Consider the following 21675-nt stretch of genomic DNA (forward strand, 5'->3'; position numbering starts at 1 on the left):
CGTCGAAGAAATGAATTAGAACCCGAGCGTGATGCCACCCGTGATGGTGCGGGCTTGTGGGTAAGTGAAGAAGTCGGTGCCGAGCGCCGTGTTATTACCGCTGAACGTGCTCACTTCTGGGTCAAGGCCCGAGTAGTTCGTGAACGTTACCAGGTTTTGTGCCTGGGCGTAAATGCGCACGGTGCGGATGTGGGCGCGGCTAGCCAAGGCGGAGGGCAGAGTGTAACCCAGCGTCAGGTTTTTCAGGCGAGCATACGAGCCATCTTCCAGGAAGCGGTCTGACGTACGAGCGTTGTTGTTGGGGTCGCCATATACGGCACGGGGCATATCCGTATCGGTGTTAGTAGGCGTCCAACGGTCCCGAACGGTAACATCCTGTCCGTAAACGGTGCTCATACCTTCCGTGAACGAACGGCTGCTGTTGTAAATGTCGTTGCCAACGTTGTACTGCAGGAACGCCGTCAGGTCGAAGTTCATGTAGCGCAGAGTGTTGGTAAAGCCACCATAAAACTTCGGCTGCGCATTACCAATGATTTCCTGGTCCGCTGCCGTAATCCGGCCGTCATTGTTCAAATCACGGAACTTGATGTCGCCAGGACGGGTGTTCAATGACTGATAGGTAATGCCAGCACCGTATCGGGCTGCGGCAGCATCATTCAGGCCCTGAAGCTCTTCCTGCGTCTGGAAAATTTTGTCTACCCGGTAGCCATAGAAAGCACCCAGCGGCTGACCCTTGATCAGGCGGCTAGCAAAACCAGAAGCCTGGCCTAAAGGGTTGGTCTGCTCGTCAGCCAGCTTGGTTACTTCGTTCCGGTTGATGCTCAGGTTGAAGTTGGTTTCCCAGTTGAAGCCAGTTCCTTCATTGCGAACGTTAATCGTGTTCAGGGCAAATTCAATACCCTTGTTTTCGATGTTACCAACGTTCTGTTGGTAGCTTAGGAAGCCCGAGCTGCCAACAACGACCTGACCCAATAGTAGGTCGTCGGTCTTGCGCTGATACACATCAGCCGATACATACACGCGGTTTTCCAAGAAACCCAGGTCAATACCTGCGTTTGCCGTGCGAGTACGCTCCCACTTCAGGTCAGGGTTAGCCAACTGTGAAATAGTCAGACCACCTTGGTCAAGGTAGTTGGCACCGGGGCTGATAAGACCACGGGAAGCAAAGTTGCCGATGGCCTGGTTACCGGTTTCGCCATAGCTACCACGCAGTTTCAGTTCACTTATTAGCGTCTGATCCTTCAGGAAGCCTTCTTCCAGCACACGCCAGCCAGCTGAAATAGCCGGGAAGTAACCTACTTGGTTGTTCGTGCCAAAGCGCGACGACCGGTCACGACGTACCGTAGCGCCGATCAGGTACTTACCTTTGTACGAGTAATCAACTTTACCCAATACGCCGAACAATGCGCTCAGGGTAGTAGATGATGTAGCGGCTGTCTTCTGAGCGCCTGCTGCCAGCTCCCGGATGGTGTTACCAGGAAAGTTAGTGGCTTGGGCATACGTGTCGCTATACACATCACGCTGGTATTCTGCTACAGCCAAGGCGCTGAGCGTATGGTCAGAACCGAACGTTTTGGAATAGTTGAAGGCGCTGACGTGGTTGTAGTTCGGGTTCTGGCTGGTGGCTACCGTTGCTTCACCCCGTACACCAACACCACCGTTGAGCAGCGTTGAAATAAAGCGGTCGTCGCGGAAGTACACATAGTCCAGACCGAAGGTAGCACGGTACTTCAGGTTTTTGATCAGCTCAAACTCCGTGTACTGCGAAGCAACCAGACGGTTGCTGACACCTTTAATGAACGGCTCCTTGGCGGCAGCTACAGGGTTTTCGATCGAACCAAACTTGGCATAGGTGCCATTAGGGTTATAAATCGGAATGTCGCTAGCCGTCAGGCGCGCGGTGGTAAGTACGCCGTAGATGCTGTTGTCGTTGATGATACGGTTGTTGACGCTTTGGCTCAAGCCCATCGAAACACCCATCCGAATTTTATCCGACAGCTTGTTATCGAGGGTTACGCGGGCACTGCCACGCTTGAAGCCCGAGCCAACTACCACCCCTTGCTGATCGAAGTAGTTAAGCGCAACGCGGTAGCGGCTCTGCTCAGTACCGCCCGAGAAGGTCAGGCCGTAGTTGCTGATAGGAGCCGTACGGAGTACTTCGTCGTTCCAGTTCGTGTTAGGCGAAGTGGTTGGATCCTGGAACTGAGAAAGCGGACGAATAGCCCCTGTGTTGTTAGAGATGTACAAGCCATTTGAAACAGCCAGTCCTCCAGGACCATACAAATAGTTAGCTAGGTCAGCATTGCTGCGGAATGTAACGCCCAATGCTGGTACCGTACCATTGGCTGCGGCCGGATAACGGTTCGCAGTAGCCTCCAGAAACAGACGCGTCTGCTCCTCGCCACCCAGTACCTCTGGCTTTTTCCACACTGACTGTGAGCCCGTGTAGTAATCGAAGTCAATTTTTGCTTTACCAGCCTTACCACGCTTGGTAGTAATAAGTACTACCCCGTTGGAAGCCCGCGAACCATAGATAGCCGCTGAAGCAGCATCCTTCAGAACTTCGATAGACTCGATGTCATTCGGGTTAATATCGGCCAGCGCGTTGGTTTGCTGGTTACCGGTGCCTAGCTGCGAATAGCTACCCGTATTAATAGGCAGGCCATCTACTACATAAAGAGGCTCGTTGCTAGCGCCAATAGAAGCTGCACCACGGATACGAACGGCAATACCAGAGCCAGGCGTACCGGAGTTCTGGTTAACCTGAACACCAGCTGCCCGACCTTGCAACGCTTGGTCGACACCTAGAATAGGCTGGTTCTGAAAGTCAGTTGATTTTACTGTGGCAATGGCGCCAATTACATCGCGCCGCTCTAGTTGCTGGCCGTAGCCCGTTACTACTACTTCGCTGAGCTGTTTGCTGTCAGCACTCATGGCTACCTGAATGTTGCCATCCGTGATAGGCTGATCCTGCGCCACAAACCCAACTGAGCTAAACGTGAGGGTAGTAGCTGAAGTAGGGGCGGTAAGTGTAAAGCTACCATCAGAGTTGGTAGATACACCAGTAGTAGTTCCTTTTACAAGTACCGTAACGCCTGGTAAGCCCTCTCCAGTGGCCCGATCGGTAACCCGTCCGGAAACGCTCCGGGTTTGAGCAACTACTTGTGTTGCCGTAATAGCAAGCAGGGGTAGTGCTACAAGTAATGTTCTTTTCATGAAAAAGGTAGATGTGTTGAAAAAGGCGTGATTTTTAGCAGCGTGGGTTGCGGAAATGCTAAAATAGTTATGGATTCAATACTTCCATCACCTAAAATCTACCTAGTTTCAAAATCTCCTTATATTCTCGATGAACGCATACATTTTCTAGGTGAAAGATAATTTCTGCCCCAATTTTTTTGTTTTTCATTGGTCCAAACAATTTCTGATTTCTTCTTTAATGCTGAATATATTGACAAAAGGATCTATGGAGCTTTAGCTTAATTTTGAACTTGTTCGATATGTTGCATAATTAAACTTAGCTTGCTGGGCCTTGCTTTGTAAATTTCCTTCTTATGCTTTCACACTTATGAACAGAAGTAAGCATGCATAATGCTAATGCGTGGTGCATTACCAAATAGTAGCAGGCATTAAGAATTTCAACCAATAACTCAATCGGACTGGATTTGGAGTTATGGAAGGTAGACTTTGTTACAAATAAGTTAATATTTAATATAAACAATAGTCATTTTAGCAATTGCCATTGAATGCGCAGTTATTTAAATAGTGTATGGCTTAAACAGAATATGTTCTTGTATCTTATATGTTATTAGTATTTAAAGTAGTTTAGATTGTATTTATGCTGTATTTTATATAAAATATACTATATATAGAACATTTTATAAGGTGATGCACTATTAACTACGCTTTATTTAACTCAAATTGTATACAGATATTTAAGTAAGTACCAACAATATAAACACCAATATTTCAAAGTTATTGGTGTACTAGCAAACTGTTACTAATCTTCTATTGTCAAGCCTAAATACAGGTGCTTATTGTGGAGCATGCACATTGCTTGAGGCGGCCAGAGTAGCAGCATCGCTTGATAACTTACTAGCCTCTTGGAATAAGTCAACTCCTCCTGTAGGCTAAAGGCATATATAACATCAACATATAAAGTAGTATCTGGCTTGGCTACATACTGCTAAGTAACCTTGTAGTTAATACCTAAGAAGAATCAATAGGTGGGTTTGAGACCATTACTAGCCTAGTGCAGGGTACTTATGCTAGTGTGGAGACTATACTTGCTGCGTATTTGGCTCCTCTGCTACTGTTATCTAGAGCTGAGTATTCTTATTTTGCGAAAAAAAAAGGTATATTAAGCCCGTATAGTTAAGTGAAGATCCTGCTTTAGCCGGATTGTAAGCTCAATACCCTGTTTTGATATGAGCACTTACTATAGCGAATGACGAAGTACAGAAGAAGGCAGGGTAGGCAGAGAGGGTATGGAGTAGGGGAGAGGTCTTAATCATACATCTACGATGACAAAGCTAATTTGACTTTGCTTCCTATAAGTGGCTAGTAGATGAAGCCTATATGAGAAGAGGGAGAAAGCCCTGTTGCGTTGCCAACTTCTGATGATATATAGGAGAGTAATTTAATTTTTTTCAGTTTTGAGCAGTAAATCCTAACTTGGAGCTCAGTTTCAATTCACCAAACTCTTTTCACTCACATGCGGAAAATTTTATTGACGGCGGCTCTGACCGCGCCCGTACTGTTGCAGCAGGCGGCCGCACAGAACCGGCAAGTCTCCGGACGAGTTACAGACCGTACTACAGGTCAGGGACTTCCGGGGGTTACGGTTCTCGCAAAGGGTACTAATAATGGGGTGTCGACGAATGCAGATGGTACTTACACACTATCCGTACCGTCTTCAGCTACTACCCTAACCTTCACCTCTATCGGCTTTGTATCGGTAGAGCGTGCAATCGGCGATGCTTCCTCCATTGACATTGGACTGGCTCCCGACACCAAGCAGTTGGGCGAAGTTGTAGTAACCGCCCAAAACGTAGAAAGAACCCGCAACTCGCTGCCATACTCGGCAACGCAGGTTGAGGGTGAAAGCATTACCAAGGCTCGTAACCCCAACTTCATTAACGGCCTGTCAGGTAAGGTTGCCGGTGTGAACGTTCGTCAGAGCAACACGCTGGGTGGATCAACTAACGTATTGATCCGCGGTACCAAGTCTATCTCGCGCAACAACCAGCCTCTGTTTGTTGTGGATGGTGTTCCGATCAGCAATGCCAACACGAACTCTGCCGATCAGCAGACTGGTCGTGGTGGTTATGACTATGGTAACGCTGCTGCTGACATCAACCCCGATGACATTGCCTCGACTACGGTACTGAAAGGTGCTGCCGCTACTGCTCTGTACGGTGAGCGTGCTGCCAACGGTGTAATTCTGATTACTACCAAGAAAGGCCGGAAAGGCTTGGGTGTAACCATTAACTTGGGGGCTACCGCTGGTCGTATCGACAAGAAGACCTTTATTAAGTATCAGGATCAGTATGGTGCCGGTTACGGCCGCTATTATGAAGACGAGAGCGGCTTCTTCCTGTCCCGCGACATCGACGGCGATGGTACAGATGACTTGGTAACGCCTTTGTCAGAAGATGCTTCTTATGGCGCTCGTTTCGATCCAAATTTGAACGTGTACCAGTGGGATTCTTTCGATCCTACTTCGCCAACCTACCGGAAGGCTACGCCTTGGGTAGCTGCGAAGAACGGCCCAGAAGAATTCTTCAAGACGGCTGTTACGCTCAACAATAGCATTTCTATTGATGGTGGTAACGATAATGGCTACTTCAAACTGGGCTACAACAACATCCGCGACAAGGGTGTTCTGGAGAACAGCGAAGTAAACAAGAACATCGTCAATTTCGCTGGTTCGCTGAACCTAACCCCTAAACTGACTACCTCGGCTTCCATCAACTACACCCGTGTAGATGGCAAAGGCCGCTACGGTACTGGCTACGGCGATGGTAACGTAATGACGAACTTCCGCCAGTGGTGGCAGACGAACGTTGACCTGAAAGAGCAGAAAGCTGCTTATGAGCGCACCGGCCAGAATAAGACGTATAACTACTCTGATCCAGACGATCTAAGCCCAATCTACTGGAACAACCCGTACTGGGTACGTTATAAGAACTACGAGACCGATAGCCGCAACCGCTTCTTCGGTAACGTAGCCGCTACGTATAAAGTAACCGACTGGTTTAACATCCTGGGTCGCGTAACTTCTGACTCGTACGACGAAATTCAGGAAGAGCGTAACGCTATTGGTAGCGTAGGCTTGTCGAGCTACAACCGTTACAACCGCACTTCGCGCGAGTACAACTACGATCTGCTTGGCAACTTCTCAAAGGATATCACCGAATCCTTCAGCCTGAAAGGTCTGATTGGTGCTAACCTTCGTCGTCAGTATATAAGCTCTGTCTATTCGGCTACGAACGGTGGCTTAGTTGTGCCCGAGTTGTACGCTTTGACCAACTCAGTGAGTGATCCGCTGCCTGCAACGGAAAATGAAACTAAGATTGGCGTAGATGGTATTTTTGCTAGCGCTACTTTGGGTTTCCGCGATATGTTGTTCTTAGATCTGACAGCTCGTCGTGATAAGTCAACCACATTGCCTAACGCAAATAATACCTTCTACTACCCTTCAGTTGCAGCTGGTTTCGTTTTCTCGGAACTATTGAAAGATGTGCAGTGGCTGTCATACGGTAAGGTGCGCGCTAACTACGCCGAAGTAGGCTCAGGAGCTGACGCTTTATCTGTAAATGACGTGTACACGAAAGTGTCAACTTTCAATGGTACGGCTCTTTATTCGGTTCCTGGCACGAAAAACAATCCTAACCTGAAGCCTGAGCGTACGAAAAGCGCCGAAGCTGGTTTAGAGATGAACTTTATCCAGAGCCGACTAGGGTTTGACTTTACAGTTTATCAGCAGAATACCATTGACCAGATCATTCCCGTTGCTCTTTCTACGGCCACTGGCTACAGCCAGCGTTTCGTAAACTCGGGTGAGGTTCGGAACCGTGGTATCGAGCTGTCGGCTTTCGTGACTCCAGTGAAAAACGAAAACATCACCTGGACCTTGAATGCCAACTGGACTCGTAACCGAAATAAAATCCTTTCACTCTATGAAGGTGTTGACAACATTGTGTTGGCTAACTACCAGGGTGGTGTAAGCTCCAACGCAACAGTAGGTGAGGCTTTCGGCTCAATCCGCGGCGGGGACTTTATTTACCTGAATGGTGAAAAGGTGGTAGGTGCTAACGGTTACTATGCGCAGACGGCAACGGTTAACAATGTGATTGGTAACCCTAATCCAGATTGGACGGGCGGTGTATCGAACACAGTGAGCTACAAGGGCGTGTCGTTGTATTTCCTCGTTGATTTCCGTCAGGGTGGTGATATCTTCTCGCTGGATCGTTATTATGGCCTAGCTACGGGTCTAACCCCAGAAACGGCTCAACTTAATGATCTAGGCAACCCATCGCGTAACACGATTGCCAACGGTGGTGGTGTAATTCTGCCAGGTGTGCTTGCTGATGGTACTCCTAACGCACGTCGGGTAAGCAATACCAACTACGGCTTGTATGGTTACTTGCGTAATCCTGCATCTGCATTCGTATACGATGCCAGCTTTGTGAAGCTACGTGAGGTGTCTCTGACCTACTCGTTGCCTACTACCATTGCCTCGAAAATCGGTGGCGTGAAAGGCATTGATTTCTCGCTGGTAGGTCGTAACCTGTGGATTATTTCCAAAAACCTCCCGGACGCTGACCCAGAGGATGCATTGAGCTCGGGTAACCTGGGCCAAGGCTATTCTTCGGGATCTTTCCCAGCCGTACGGACGTTTGGTGGTAATATCCGCTTTAGCTTCTAATTACTTCTAGAGATGAAAAAATCGCTTCTTTACATCCTGCCAGCGCTGGTACTAGCTACCTCCTGCGTTGAGACCCTGGATGATTATAACGTTGACCCTAAGCGCCCACAGTCTGGCCAAGTACCTGGCCCTACTCTGGTTTCGAGCGCTGAACTAGCTTTGGCTCGCACGGTAGTTAGCCCAAGCGTAAACCTCAACCCTTTCCGCCTGTATACGCAGTATTGGGCTGAAACCACTTACTTCGACGAGAGCATCTACGATATCAAAACCCGCAATATCAACGGTGGGTTCTGGACGTCGATCTATCGCGACGTGCTGCGCGACCTGCAGGAGGCCAAAACGATTATCTCGGCTAACAACGATCCGTTGTTTGACCCAGCTATGAAGGCTAACCAGCTTGCTTCTATTGAAGTACTGGAGGTGTATGCGTGGGCAACGCTAGTAGATACATTTGGTGACGTACCGTATTCAGAGGCGCTGGACTTCATGAAGGCACCTAAGTATGATGACGATGCCGCTATCTACACCGACCTGATTGCTCGTTTGGATGCCGCTATTGCGAAATTCGATGAAGGTGCAGGCTCCCTAGACCAAGCTGATCTGTTATATGGCCAAGGGCGTGGAGGTGTTGAAGGTTTCGTAAAGTTTGCCAACTCGCTAAAACTGCGTCTTGCCTTGACTATTGCTGACAAGGATCCAACTACGGCAGCGAAAATGGTTAGCGAAGTGAAAGGCAAGCTTATCTCCTCTAACGAGGAAAATGCTATAGTTTCCTTCCAGTCTTCTAACCCAAACACGAACCCTCTGTTTGAACAGCTGGTGCAGAGTGGCCGGAATGACTTTGTTGGAGCCAACACCTTCATTAACAAGCTGAATGAGTTGAAGGATCCTCGTATCGACAACTACTTCAAGCTGGCGAAAGATGGTACGTTCAAAGGTGGTGTGTATGGCACCAGCAACAACTACGCTACTTTCTCAGCTCCAGGTACAGAGCAGGAGAACGCTACTCACCCAGGCACTCTCCTTTCTTATGCTCAAGTTGAGTTTCTACTAGCAGAAGCCGTTGAGCGTGGATTTGATGTAGGGGGAGGAACTGCTGAGTCGCATTACAATGCAGCTGTTACGGCTTCTATCCTTGAGTGGGGTGGAACGGAGACAGAAGCTACTGCCTACTTGGCTCAGCCATCTGTTAAGTACACAACTGCTGCTGGGGACTACAAGCAGAAGATTGGTGTTCAGAAGTGGATTGCTCTGTATGATCAGCCAGTTGATTCATTCAGAGAGTACCGTCGTCTGGACTCGCCTACGTTAACGGCTCCTGCTGGTGCTCTGTCGGCTTTGCCAAAGCGCTTCCCATATCCAGTCGTTGAACAGAACCTGAACGCTACGAATAATACCGCCGCTGCCGCCGCAATTGGTGGTGACAACGTTGAGACTCGTGTGTTCTGGGATGTGAAATAACCCTTCACAGAATAAACCTAAAAAGGGCTGCCAATTTTGGCAGCCCTTTTTTTGTGACTTGGTAGCTAACAAAGTCCTAGTTCTGCATCAGGTAGGCTTTGATGTATTCTTCCAAGTCACCGTCCAGTACGTTCTGCACGTCGGTGCGTTCTACTCCGGTGCGTAGGTCTTTGATAAGCTTGTATGGGTGCAACACGTAGTTTCGGATTTGGGAGCCGAAGTCGATACGTTTTTTACCGGCCTCCACTATAGCCCTAGCCTCATTGCGCTTATCAAGTTCCATCTGGTACAGCCTGGACTTAAGCATACGCAACGCATGCTCTTTGTTCATGAGCTGGCTGCGCTCAATCTGGACGGCAATGATGATGCCCGAGGGCGCGTGGGTGAGGCGAACGGCAGTTTCTACCTTGTTTACGTTCTGCCCCCCGGCGCCTCCGGCTCGGTAGGTATCCCAGGTTATGTCGCTAGGGTTAATTTGGATGTTGATCGTGTCGTCTACCACCGGGTAGGCAAACACGGAGGCAAACGAGGTATGCCGGCGGCCGCTGCTATCGAAGGGGGAGATGCGCACCAAACGATGCACGCCGATTTCGCTTTTTAGGTAGCCGTAGGCAAATGGCCCGGTTATCTCCAAAGAAGCTGACTTGATACCCGCGCCTTCTCCCGGCTGGTAGTTGACCTGACGCACGGTGAAGCCTTGCTTTTCGCCCCACATGATGTACATGCGCATAAGCATCTCGGCCCAATCCTGGCTTTCGGTACCACCGGCCCCAGGATTGATGTCGATGATGGCAGAAAGCTGGTCTTCCTCATCGGACAGCATCCGCTTGAACTCGAGGCGCTCCACAGCCTGCTGAGCTGTGTTAAACTCACGTTGCATCTCATCCTCGGCAACGTCGCCTTCGCGGTAGAAGTCATAGAGCACCTCAAGGTCGCCGAGTAGCTTTTCAACCGCTTCGTATTCATCTGTCCAGACTTTAATGGACTTGATGTCTCGCATTACGGCCTCGGCTTTCTTAGAGTCATCCCAGAAGCCGGGGGCTGTTGTTTGTTGTTCGGTCTCTACGACCTGGGCTTTACGGGCATCGTAGTCAAAGATACCTCCTCAGGGCCTCAGCGCGGCCCTTCAATTCCTTCACCTGGTCGTGGGTCATGGGAAAGGTTAAAAGTGAAAATATGTGTGGCTCAAAGGTCGGCAAAAGAAAACAGCCGACTCGTATAGGAGCCGGCTGTTTCGGGTTTAAGGCAAAGAAAGACCTAGTAAAATGGGCTTCTATTACGTATATCTTGTTTACACGCGCACCATCCAGCCGTGCGTGTCAGGCGCTTCACCGCTGCGGATGGCAGCAAGCGCTGCAGACACCCGGTGCGAGAAAGCATCAGCAGCAGGAGTAGGCAGGGTATAGTCGTGGCCTTGGTAGCCAATTACGGAGATAGGCGCGATTGTAGCGGCAGTACCCACCCCAAAAGCTTCCTCCAGAGTGCCATTTGCCTGAGCGGCCATTATCTCAACGGCCGATACCTTGCGCTCTTCAACCGGTATACCCCAGTCTTGGGCCAGTTGGAGCACGCTGCGGCGGGTAATGCCATCCAGAATGGACGTGCTGAGAGCTGGCGTGATAACACGGCCATTAATCACGAAAACGGCATTCATGGTGCCAGATTCTTCTACATACTTATGTTCTGAAGCATCAGTCCAGATGAGCTGATTGTAGCCTTCCTGCTGGGCCACTTTGGTGGGGTACATGGCCGCGCCGTAGTTACCGGCATTTTTAGCGTAGCCAGCGCCGCCTTCCGCCGAGCGTACGTACTTCTCTTCGAAGCGCACACGCAGGGGCTTATTGTAGTACAGGCCTACCGGGCACGTGATGATTATGAAACGGTAGGAGTTGGAGGGACGCACACCCAAGAAGCCATCCGTAGCAAACATGAAGGGCCGAATGTACAGCGCACTGCCAGCAAAGTTGGGCACCCACTCGTTATCAAGCCGAATGAGCTGGCTTAGTCCCTGCATAAAAATCTCTTCCGGTACGGTGGGCATGCACATGCGCTCAGCCGAAAGGTTTAGCCGGTTCAGGTTATCGTAGGGGCGGAAAATGAAGACCTCATCCTGCTGATTTTTGTAGGCTTTCATGCCTTCAAAAATAGCCTGACCATAGTGCAGTGCAGAGTTGGCCGGGCTTACCGACATGTCGCCGTACGGTACAATATGGGGCTCCTGCCATTCGCCATCATGGTAGTCGACTACCAGCATATGGTCGGAGAAGGCCTTGCCGAATTCCAGCGTGTCGAAGTCTACTTCCGCGCGGCGCGAGGTAGTAGTACGCTGGGTGTTGATAGTGAGCGTGTCAAGCATAGGGAGTGGGGTGGGGAAAAGGGTAACTGAGACACAGCGGGTAGAGGCCTCTAAAAACGGAAGAGAGGCGACACCAGTTGTGCTGGAGTGGGTGGGACGAGAAGGTGATAAGAGCGGTTAAGTAAAGGTGCAGAATTTCTTCCGAACACTTGTTAGTCTGGCGTAACTGCCGCAGCTACATGCGAGGTTCCCACTTCACTTCTTCTGCCTGAAGCTCATGAGCCATCTGGCGGCTGAGCACAAAAAGGAAGTCGGAAAGGCGGTTCAGGTACATGATGACCAAGTCGGCTACGAAGGAATCTTCGCGGAGCTGGATTACCAGCCGCTCGGCCCGGCGGCATACGCACCGGGCTACGTGAGCAAAGGAAACGGACTGATGACCACCAGGAAGCACAAAAACCCGCAGCTCCGGCAGCGTTTCATTCATGCGGTCCATTTCCTGTTCCAGCAGAGTAATGTCCTGCTCGTGCAAATCCGGAATCTTCATCTTCGACTTTTCCGGGTCGGAAGCCAAGGAAGCCCCGATGGTAAAGAGCCGATCCTGGATTTCCTTGAGCAGGTCTCGGCGTTTGACATTTACTTCTTGGTCGCGCACTAGGCCCAAGTAGGAGTTTAACTCATCAACGGTGCCGTAGCAATCAATACGAAGGCTGGACTTTGGAACGCGCGTGCCGCCAATAAGCGAGGTGAGGCCTTTGTCGCCGGTTTTGGTATAGATCTTCAACTGAAAAAGGAAGAAAAAGTGGGCAGAAAGATCTACTACCAACCAAGCGCCTTAGTTGTTAGATGCAAGCCTCCATTTATAGCGCCTGGGTAGCTTTAATGACTTTCTACTGGCTGATAGCTAGCCAGATCGGTGTTCACCACATCGGACTCCACTAGGCCATCGCGCAACCGGACAATGCGGTGCGCGTGGCGGGCAATGTCCTCTTCGTGCGTTACCATAATAATGGTATTGCCCCGGACGTATAAGGCCTCAAACAGGTCCATTATCTCGTGGCTGGTGCGAGTATCGAGGGCGCCGGTAGGCTCGTCGGCCAGGATAATGCTGGGGTTATTGACGAGGGCACGGGCAATGGCCACGCGCTGGCGCTGTCCACCGCTTAGCTCGTTGGGCTTGTGCAAAGCGCGGTCGGCGAGGCCTACACTGCGCAGGGCTTCCCGGGCTAGCTCTTGCCGTTCGCTTTTGCCATAGCCCGCATAAATCAGGGGCAGCGCTACATTATCGAGGGCAGTGGCCCGGGGCAGCAGGTTGAATGATTGGAACACGAATCCAATCTCACGGTTACGCACATCGGCCAGCTGGTTGTCGCTCATATTGCTGACATCCTTGCCATTGAGGATATAGCGGCCACCCGAAGGCGTATCCAGACACCCTACGATGTTCATGAGGGTTGACTTGCCGGATCCCGATGGACCCATAAAGGCTACGTACTCACCGCGCTGAATAGTAATAGTTACTGATTGTAGCGCGTGGATTTCCTCTGCCCCCATCCGGTAGACCTTGGAAATATCGGTAGTTTCTATAACAGGAGGCAGCATAACCAGAATACCGGGGTTAGTTCCAGGGAGCAGCGGACGCTACACGCGACGCCCGCCGCGTTTCGTACTCTTTACGAAAGGTAGCGTAATCTGCGGGGGAAAGCAATGCCCCTAGGTGCTCAAGCGGCGTGGAGGCATATTCGGTGAGCCCAACCGGAATAGCGGCCAGTACATACGCCTTTAATAACACCACTGATTCCGGGTTGTAATCGATGCCGCGGAGCAAGGTGTTGTAAGCCGCCGGAAAATCGCGGCGGCGGGTATGGAAGTTGGCGGCGGCTACTAGGCCGGTTTCTACGAAAGGTGCTTCGCGCACGAGTTGGTCGTAGAGGCGGGCAGCGTCTTGAGGTTGCTTAGCTGCTTCGGCTATGGCCGCCCGGAAGTAGAGTCGGTAAAACCCATCAAAGCCCATGAAGCTGGCGTTATCTACCAATTCCTGGAGTTGCGGCCACTGCTGCTGTTGCGCTAATAGTTCGCCACGCCGCACATTCCAGGCTGAAGCTACAGGGCCTGGAGCCGTTGGGGCCGGTGCGATTTGCTCCACTACCTGCTGAGCGGCCGCCAACTCTCCGGCCTGAATAGCACGCGGCAACTGGGCCAGCAGCGCCGTTTCGCGCAGGGCGGGAGTTGTGATGGTTTGTGCTGAGGTTAGGAGTTCCTTAGCTGGTAGCTCGTCGCCGCGGAGTACCAAATATTCGGTGCGGAGCGAGTCGGGAGCCTGCGCATATTCGGTGCGTAGCTCGGGCGATAAAACCGCTGATAAGCGCCGTGCGGCCCGGTATGCGCTTTGCTCGGAGCCCGCCAATACCCGACGAATAACGCGCTGGGCAGAATCGGGTCGGTTGCTAAGGGCGAGGGCGTAAGCAGCCGGTAGGGCGGCGGTGGTGGCGCCGTTCTGCAGGGCTTCATTGAGGCGGTTGGCAGCTGGAGCGGGCAAGTGCTGATCCAGAAGCCACAAGCCTTGCAGCTGCTGGTAGTAGGCAGTAGTTGGCCCTGAGCCGGTAGCAAGGGGTAGCAGCGTGGTTTGGGCCGCTACCGGGCGGCCACCATAATGCTGCGTATAGGCCTGCAGAAACGTAAGCTGATCATGAAAGTCGCTGTTGGCGGCCCGTTGTGTCAGGCGCTTCAGCAGCGGCGCATAAGTTGTATCAGCAGCCGGTTTACTGCCTTTCGCATGCACCCGAAAGAGGGCCGCATGGTACAGATGAGCAAACTGGGCCGGAGTTAGGTCAGTACTAGGTACCGGTTGCGGCCAAACCGGCGTAGCAGTACCGGTTGGGCGTAGATGATACGCTAGCAACATATTGCTGGCCAAGGCATCATCTGAAGTAGTGGAGGCCTTTTGCATAAACTCCGAAACGGAGCCAAGCTGAGGGTCGCGTAGTAAGAAGGCTAGCCGGTTAGCCTGCAGTACTTCACTGTTGGGAGCTGCCGCTTCGGCGCGCTCCTGATAAAACTCTACGGAATCAGTTACGGTGGAGCGGCTGTACAGCTGCGCCATATCGCCGTTGAGGCGGGCGCTGTTGGGCGCTGCTTTCAGGGCATCACGCAGCACGGCCAAGCGGTCAAAAAAATCGCGGGGCTCATTGTATAACGCGGCCAATCGCAACGATACTTTTTCGGAAGGGCGGCGGCTGAGCGCCCGGCGCAGAATGTTGATTTCGTTTTGGCGCTGCAGGCGGAAGCGGTAAAGCGCCGCCCGCCCTAGACTGGCTTTGTGGTTATGCTGATCCAACACGTCGCTTTCAGCATAGTAGCGCTCGGCCAGCAGGGCTTGCGAAAGGTCGTCGGGCTGCAGCTCGCTTTGCAAGCGGGCCAGGTCGCCGAGGTTGTTGTAGTAGCCCGCCCGCACTTGGTCTACTATCGAAAAGTTGTTGCGCAGCAATACCAAGCCTAGTAGTACAACTCCGAGGGTGTACATGGCATAGAAGGGTAGGCGCCGCGGCTCGTAGGCTACCCGGTATACCGGCAGTTTCTTGCGTAGCAAGGGTCCGAAGTTCAGCAGTACATACAGCAGAAACGCCACGCCCACGCACAGAAACGCCAGCGCCGTGAAGTCGCGGGCGGCCATAAGCAGCGGGTCGTTGGCAGTGGCCAGCGCATAGCCCAGCGCCGCCGCGGCAAACACTACCAGGACTGGATAGAGGTAGCGCATGTCGGTGTGGTAGCCAATCCAGGGACCGTAAGTAGCTGCCCGGCGTTTCAGGCCAAACCAGCCAATGAGCACGGCCGGCAGCAACAGCACCAAGGGGTCGAGGTGCCAGCCGGGGAAGAGCAGTACTTCGCCATTGTTCCAGTAATACAGAAACAGCGTGCCCAGATACAGGCCACTAGCCAGCAGAAACGGGAAAAGCCCAAAGCGGCCCGCTGGTGAATCGGACTGCGTGTTCAGCCAGAGCAAGCCGTACACGTTTTCGAAGGCCACCCACAGCACCAGCAAAACCACCGCCACTGCCCCGGCCATGGTTACAAACGCAGTAAGGTGCAGGGCCGTTACCTCCGCCTGAGTGGGGTTCAGCCCGAACAGAAGCGCGCCCATCGCCAGCACCAGCACGCCAAACAGCAAAATGCGCTGGCTGAGCGGCACTTCCGGCCGGAAGGCGTGCAGGTAATATGCTGGCAGGCCCAGCACGGCCAGCGTCAGAATCAGAAAGTACTGCTGGCTTGCATCGAATATCCCCAGCAAGTCCGCATTCAACGACATGAGCAGGAAGATGACCAGCGCCATGCCGGCCACGAAAAAGGGCCGCGTCAGTCCGCTCACTACCGCCAGGAAATATGCCAGCGCTACCCCCATCAAACCCAGAAAGGCAAACGCAGCTTCGGTCCGCAGGAAGGGGCCGGCTACATCATGCGTTTGGGTGATGAGGTAGCCGTTGGCTTGCACAGGCAGCCTAGTAAGGCCAACCGCTACCTCACCAACCGTTAGGGGAACGGGAGCCAGCTGCGCTACCGGCTGGGCCGGCAGTACAGCATCATCGGCAGTGAAATAATGCCAGCCGGCCAAGCCCAGGGCCAGCAGAGCGCAGGCCAGAAGCAGGAAAAGCAGACCGTGCCAACCAGGATTGGGCCGGGTCGCGGGGGTAGTAGGAACGGAAGTGGACACCAGCAGTTATTCCAGCACTTTAGGTACGCGGAAGTAATCAGAATCTTTGCGCGGCGCATTGCTCAGGCCAGCCTGGTGGCTTACTGAGTTGTGGGCCTCATCGGCGCGCATCACGTTTACTTCCTGCGAAAGGTGCACCAAGGGTTCTACATCGGTGGTATCCAGCTGGCGCAGCTGGTCAACCCAATCCAAAATCTTGTTCAGGTCGCCGAGCATCTGCTGCTCTTTGGTGTCGTCAAATTCCAGGCGGGCCAGGTGGGCCAGGCCGCGGAGGGTAGCTAGGTCGGTGCTCAAGGGTAGTGAGGTATAAGAGATGATACTCAGGAATTGGACGCCGCCAGCTCCGTTTCTTTGGTTTCTGGGGTGGCTGGTTTGCCCGGATTGGGGCGCCGCCACGTGCTAGGCTCCGGAATTCCGCCGCCATCCGGCAGAAAACCGCTGGCAATGATATCATAGGCCTGTTGACGGAGCCTAGGAGCATCAGTGGCGGTAAGGCCGGTGGTTGGAATAGGTGCGTGCAGCGTGATGGCGAGCGGCGAATACCGCACCCGCAGACCTTCAACATCGGGCATGAAACGGTGGTTCAGCGGCATGGTAACCGGCACGATGGGTACGCCCATGGCAATAGCCAGCTGGAAGGCCCCATCCTTGAACGGCTCCATCTGCAGGCCGGGCGTCTTGGATATCTTGCCTTCCGGAAAAATAACCACCGAGCGGCCCGCTTCCAGGGTGCGGCGGGCCTGCACCATAGCCCGACCCCGGCTTACTGCACTGTCGCGGTCGACGGTGATGTAAGCGCGGCCGAAAATGGGACCCCACATGGGTACCTTGGCCAGTGAGCTTTTGCCCATGATATTTAGCCAGCCCGGAATGGTGCGGAACAGCAGCGGAATATCAATGTAGGAGCTATGGTTGGCCACGTACACGCAGGGCTGGCTCGCGGGCAACGGGTCTTTCCAGACAGTTTTTACCGGTACGGCCCACATCCGGATGAACAGCTTGCTCCAGTACCGATTCAGGTTGTGCAAGTGGCGGTGCCCCCAGGGTTGCTTGCTCAGCAGCCACTGCAACGGATACGTTAGCAAGAAGGGCGTCACAAACCAGAACGTAGCCCAGGTGGTGTACAGGCGGTGGCCAAGAAAGCGGAGCAGGCGTGACATAAACGCAAAAGTAGCGCTAATGAAAGGAACCGCCGAAACCCGGCGAGCAATGCGGGCACTTTGGCTGCGCTACACCCCTAGCAAACGGGCCGCTTTCAGCAAACCCGCTACACTGATGGCATCCGTAATCCGATTATCCATAATCAGCTGCACGGCCTCCGTGAGGGGCAGCTTCCAGAGGTGCAGCTCTTCGGTTTCTTCCGGCTCTACTTCGCCTTGCTCCAGGTCCTGGGCCAGAAACACGAAGCCTTCCTCATCGGTAACCGAGTTGGAGGTGTGTAGGCGCATGATGTTGGTCCAGCGGCGAGCTAGTAAGCCGGTTTCCTCCCGCAATTCACGCTGCGCCGACTCCAGAATATCCAGCTCCACGGGGCCACCACCCATCGGAATTTCCCAGCTGTATTCGCTGAGGGTGTAGCGGTACTGGCCCACCAACCAGGTATTGCCCTCGGCATCAACCGGCACAATGCCCAGGGCCTTGTTTTTCATCGAGACTACCCCGTAAATGCCTGGGTTGCCGGCGGGGTTGATGATTTGGTCTTGCCGAACCCGGATCCAGGGGTTTTGATAGATTATTTCCGAGCCCAGCGTTTGCCAGGGGTTGCGGGTTTCATCAAGGTTCGGGTCGGGTGTGGCTGCCATTAGGTAGTTAAATAAAGAAGTATTAGGGCTGTAAAGGTATAGCGCCGGCTGCAGTTTGCGGGGCAAGATAAGCGCCCCGCCGTTGGATTCGCCTGATTGACCGGGCCTAGCACGCAGTTGGTCCAATAATGCCGCGCTGGCCTAACGCATGCTATACCTTTGACTTACTAATTATTCAGCGCGCGTCAGGGTTAATGGAAAGGAAGACTCTCACCGCGTAGTGTTGACCACCGGCAAAAGGAGTAGGGTGGATGAATGAAATTTGCCGGCCAATGCGACGGAAAAGGCCGCTACCTCGGGTAGCGGCTTTTTTATTTTCCGGCGGGTGCAAAGGCAGAATCCTGTAAGCAGCCGAAGCCAACCTCTACCATGAGTGGTGCGTACGAGACCTTACACAGCTGTTCACTTCCCGGCTGTTGCCTTACTCTCTATGGCTAATCAACCCAAAAAGCAAGCTGCTCAGCCCCAGGAAGGGGATCCGCTATTCAATTTGAAACACGCACAAGCTGAAATGGAGCTGGCGCAGAAAACCGGCGGCCTAGGTCCTACCTCCAATGTGTACATTACCAATGATGAAGACGAGGCACTAGATGAAGGGCCCCGTGATAAGCAAGGTTTCCGCCGGGGAGAATCGTCTGGCCCTGAAACCGGCTCCACTGCTGGTAGCCACTAGCCTACTTACCCAGCCCTACGTGCCGAAAACCATAGAAAAGCCTCCGCGGGTGCTACGGCCACCGCGGAGGCTTTTCCCGTTTACAGGGTGCTCTACTAGGTGCTCACTTGGCTTGAAGTAGTGCCTAGTGAAGACGGAAGATGTAGTTTTGTGGCTATGCTACTTGTTTCTCATACGGGCGAGCCGCTGGAAGCTGGGCTTGATGAAGCCGGGCGCGGATGTCTGGCCGGGCCGGTGTTTGCCGCTGCCGTTATACTACCCCCCGATTTCTCGCCCCGCTACCTCAACGACTCCAAGCAGATGACGGCTAAGCGCCGAGACCAGGTGCGCGAAGAAATATGCCGTGAGGCCATAGCATGGGCCGTGGCAGAGGCCTCGCCGGAGGAAATTGCCAGCATCAATATTGCGCAGGCCAGCTACCTGGCCATGCACCGCGCTGCCGCGCAACTACAGCCGCAACCCACACACTTGCTCGTCGATGGCAACCGGTTTCGGGCGCACGCCACGCTGCCACACACCTGCATTATCGGGGGCGACGGTATTTACCGCAGCATTGCGGCTGCCTCGGTGCTGGCCAAAACCTTTCGGGATGAGCGCATGAGCGCGCTGGCTCAAACGTTTCCGGAATATGGCTGGGAGCAGAACGCGGGCTATCCAACCGCAAAACACCGTGCTGCTATTCGGGAATTTGGGCCCACGGAACACCATCGCCTAGGATTCCGGCTGCTTTAAGGCCTAGCGGGGCCTAGCAAAGAAGCAGTCAGTTACTTCAGTCGCAGCAAATCCAGAAACAGGCTGAAGCCATCCACGGTAGTGCCGCCTTCCCCAAACGTATCAAAACTCAAGGGCTTGATGATGTAGCCGCTCACGGCTAGGTCCTGGGCTTTTAGGCGGTCAGTTTCCAGATCGGAGGTAGTGGTGATAAACACGTTCAGGGCCACAAACTCAGGGTCGGAGCGGAGAGTTTCCAGCAGCTCTAGCCCGTTCATGCGGGGCATGTTCAGGTCCAGCATCACCACGCTAGGCTTCGGAATTTGCTGCTGGCCGGCTTCGCCGCGGAGCATGTTCAGCGCCTCGCGGCCATTGCGGGCAATGTGCAGCGGCACCTCAATATTATGCTTACGCAACTCGCGCTGCACATTTATAATATCCATTTGGTCGTCCTCGACGAGCAAAATGCTGGGCTGATCTAGGTCGGCGTTCATGAGCAAGTAGCGAAAAATGATGCCATAGGAGTGCAGTATACGGCAAATAGCATGTTTGGGCGGAAGTTGAAGGCCGGGACCAGCTTATTCGCGACGGCGCAACGGTTCCTTGGGCCAAGTGAAGATGAAGTTGGCACCTTGGCCTTCAGTTGATTCAACCCGAATGGTGCCGCCCTGGCGCTCCACTATTTTCTTTACAATAGCCAGCCCTACGCCGGTACTTTCCACCGTGTCGCGCTCCGTGAGGGTCTGGAAAATCACGAAAATGCGGGAGTGGTATTCGGCTGCAATGCCCGGGCCATCATCGGCCACAGAGAAGGTGTAAAACTTGGGGCCTTCCACGCAGCCAATGCGCACGTTGCCGTGTTCCGGGTTATGATGATATTTGAGGGCGTTGCTGATCAGGTTCGTGAATACCTGCTGCATTTGCACGCGGTTGGTGCGCAGGGTGGGCAAGTAGAAGGGCAGCTCCACGTTGAAGCCGGCGGGCAGCTCCAGGGAATCTACGATTTCACGCAGCAGCTGGCGCACAAACACGGGCTCATCGGCCTGCGGAATGCGGCCCACTCGCGCCAGGTCCAGAATGCCTGTAATCAGGTTTTCCATTCGGCTAACCCTAGTGCGCATCAGGCGTAGAAACTCCCGAATGTGCTCGGGCAGCTCCTGGCCCATGTCCTCCTCTATCCAGCGGGAGGCCGCTTCAATACCGCGCAGCGGAGCCTTCAAATCATGCGACACCACGTAGGAGAACTGGTCCAGCTCCTTGTTGCGGTGTTCCAGCTGCCCGATGTTGGCGTTGATGGTGTCCGTCATTGTGTTCAATGAGTCCACCAGCTCCGTGAGCTCATCCTGTTCTGTATCTTTTACCTGGGTCGTGTAGTCGCCATCAGCAATGCGCTGGGCTTGCTTTACCATACCGCCAATGCGCCGGGAAAGCTGCCGCACTAGGTACGACGCATAGAGCAACCCCAGCAGAATACTAATCAGCGTAATGCTCACCGACAGAATGCGCGTTTCGCGGATGCTGTCCTGGAGCTTGCGCCGCTGTTTTGCCCGAATCTCGGTTTCTTCGCGTTCAAACACCCCAAACAACACCCGAATCTGATCCATCAGGATTTTGCCGGTGAGGTCGGTGGTGAGGTTGCGGTGCTCCAGCCCATCGAGGCCGGTTTGGTTGGGGTTGCGGCGCAGGGCTTCCCGCTTTTCGCTGATCAGTAGATGCGAGTATGCCGACCACTGCTGAAACAGTTGCTGGGTCCGGATGATGCGTTGGTATTGGGGCGTGCCCACCGTCAACTCGTTGCGTAGCTCAGCAAACCGCCCCAACAGGTTTCGCTCGCCCTCATAGTACGGCGTCAGCACGGCTTCATTGCCAATCAGCAGGTAGCCCCGAAAGCCGGTTTCCATGTCAATGATGTTGCGCAGCAGGGTGGTGGCTTCGCCTGTAATGCGCGTGGAGCGCTCTACGCGTTGGGAGTTGCGCAGTACCGCCCGTGAAAGCTGGTAGTTGATAAGCGCCACCACGGCAAACAGTACCGATATGGCTACAAAACCCGCAAATAATTTGGTAGAGATTTTTAGTTTCATGCAAGAGCGGCAACAG

15 protein-coding genes are annotated in these 21675 nt (G+C 53.3%); 4 read left to right on the forward strand and 11 right to left on the reverse strand.

What is annotated here, in order from left to right; all coding sequences use genetic code 11:
- Positions 1-15 precede the first annotated feature (15 nt).
- On the reverse strand, positions 16-3216 hold the full coding sequence (locus tag ACYVHC_RS12875; protein WP_460614129.1) for a SusC/RagA family TonB-linked outer membrane protein: 3201 nt from the start codon (positions 3214-3216) through the stop codon (positions 16-18).
- Between the two features lie 1495 nt (positions 3217-4711).
- Here ACYVHC_RS12875 and ACYVHC_RS12880 point away from each other — a divergent pair.
- Together ACYVHC_RS12880 and ACYVHC_RS12885 are read left to right on the forward strand one after the other, a co-directional pair.
- A complete protein-coding gene (locus ACYVHC_RS12880; RefSeq protein WP_460614130.1) occupies positions 4712-7927 on the forward strand; it encodes a SusC/RagA family TonB-linked outer membrane protein in 3216 nt (1071 codons plus the stop codon).
- 12 nt (positions 7928-7939) lie between these two features.
- Entirely contained in the window at positions 7940-9388 is a 1449-nt protein-coding gene (locus ACYVHC_RS12885; protein ID WP_460614131.1) for a RagB/SusD family nutrient uptake outer membrane protein, read from the forward strand.
- A gap of 76 nt (positions 9389-9464) precedes the next feature.
- On the opposite strand, the gene prfB is transcribed toward ACYVHC_RS12885, so the two are convergent.
- From prfB to ACYVHC_RS12925, 8 genes are all read right to left on the reverse strand, one after another.
- Positions 9465-10542 (reverse strand): peptide chain release factor 2 gene (gene prfB, locus ACYVHC_RS12890; protein WP_460614132.1). Its coding sequence is split into 2 segments (ribosomal slippage): positions 9465-10481 and positions 10483-10542, totalling 1077 coding nucleotides; the frame shifts between segments, so codons are not numbered across the junction.
- Positions 10543-10679: 137 nt separating this feature from the next.
- A complete protein-coding gene (locus tag ACYVHC_RS12895) occupies positions 10680-11744 on the reverse strand; it encodes a branched-chain amino acid transaminase (RefSeq protein WP_460614133.1) in 1065 nt (354 codons plus the stop codon).
- Between the two features lie 175 nt (positions 11745-11919).
- Positions 11920-12468 carry a cob(I)yrinic acid a,c-diamide adenosyltransferase gene (locus tag ACYVHC_RS12900; protein ID WP_460614134.1) on the reverse strand — a complete coding sequence of 183 codons (549 nt, stop codon included), beginning with the start codon at positions 12466-12468 and terminating at the stop codon, positions 11920-11922.
- A 95-nt stretch (positions 12469-12563) separates the two neighbouring features.
- Complete coding sequence (locus tag ACYVHC_RS12905; RefSeq protein WP_460614135.1) at positions 12564-13286, reverse strand: ABC transporter ATP-binding protein; 723 nt, start codon at positions 13284-13286, stop codon at positions 12564-12566.
- 16 nt (positions 13287-13302) lie between these two features.
- The gene (locus ACYVHC_RS12910) at positions 13303-16392 is read right to left on the reverse strand and encodes a tetratricopeptide repeat protein (protein ID WP_460614136.1); all 3090 of its coding nucleotides are present in this window, start codon (positions 16390-16392) and stop codon (positions 13303-13305) included.
- A 6-nt stretch (positions 16393-16398) separates the two neighbouring features.
- Complete coding sequence (gene gatC / locus ACYVHC_RS12915) at positions 16399-16686, reverse strand: Asp-tRNA(Asn)/Glu-tRNA(Gln) amidotransferase subunit GatC (protein WP_460614137.1); 288 nt, start codon at positions 16684-16686, stop codon at positions 16399-16401.
- Between the two features lie 26 nt (positions 16687-16712).
- The gene (locus ACYVHC_RS12920) at positions 16713-17552 is read right to left on the reverse strand and encodes a lysophospholipid acyltransferase family protein (protein ID WP_460614138.1); all 840 of its coding nucleotides are present in this window, start codon (positions 17550-17552) and stop codon (positions 16713-16715) included.
- A 69-nt stretch (positions 17553-17621) separates the two neighbouring features.
- On the reverse strand, positions 17622-18194 hold the full coding sequence (locus ACYVHC_RS12925; RefSeq protein WP_460614139.1) for an NUDIX hydrolase: 573 nt from the start codon (positions 18192-18194) through the stop codon (positions 17622-17624).
- Between the two features lie 430 nt (positions 18195-18624).
- On the opposite strand from ACYVHC_RS12925, the gene ACYVHC_RS12930 reads away from it, so the two are divergent.
- Positions 18625-18867 carry a hypothetical protein gene (locus ACYVHC_RS12930; protein ID WP_460614140.1) on the forward strand — a complete coding sequence of 81 codons (243 nt, stop codon included), beginning with the start codon at positions 18625-18627 and terminating at the stop codon, positions 18865-18867.
- Between the two features lie 156 nt (positions 18868-19023).
- Positions 19024-19599 (forward strand): ribonuclease HII, encoded by a 576-nt coding sequence (locus ACYVHC_RS12935; RefSeq protein WP_460614141.1) that lies wholly within the window; start codon positions 19024-19026, stop codon positions 19597-19599.
- Between the two features lie 32 nt (positions 19600-19631).
- On the opposite strand, the gene ACYVHC_RS12940 is transcribed toward ACYVHC_RS12935, so the two are convergent.
- Positions 19632-20072, reverse strand: a complete 441-nt coding sequence (locus ACYVHC_RS12940) for a response regulator (protein WP_460614142.1) — start codon at positions 20070-20072, stop codon at positions 19632-19634.
- Positions 20073-20156: 84 nt separating this feature from the next.
- Positions 20157-21659, reverse strand: coding sequence for a sensor histidine kinase (locus ACYVHC_RS12945; RefSeq protein ID WP_460614143.1), 1503 nt, complete (start codon positions 21657-21659; stop codon positions 20157-20159).
- Between the last annotated feature and the right edge of the window lie 16 nt (positions 21660-21675).

It is taken from the genome of Hymenobacter seoulensis, assembly GCF_054780535.1.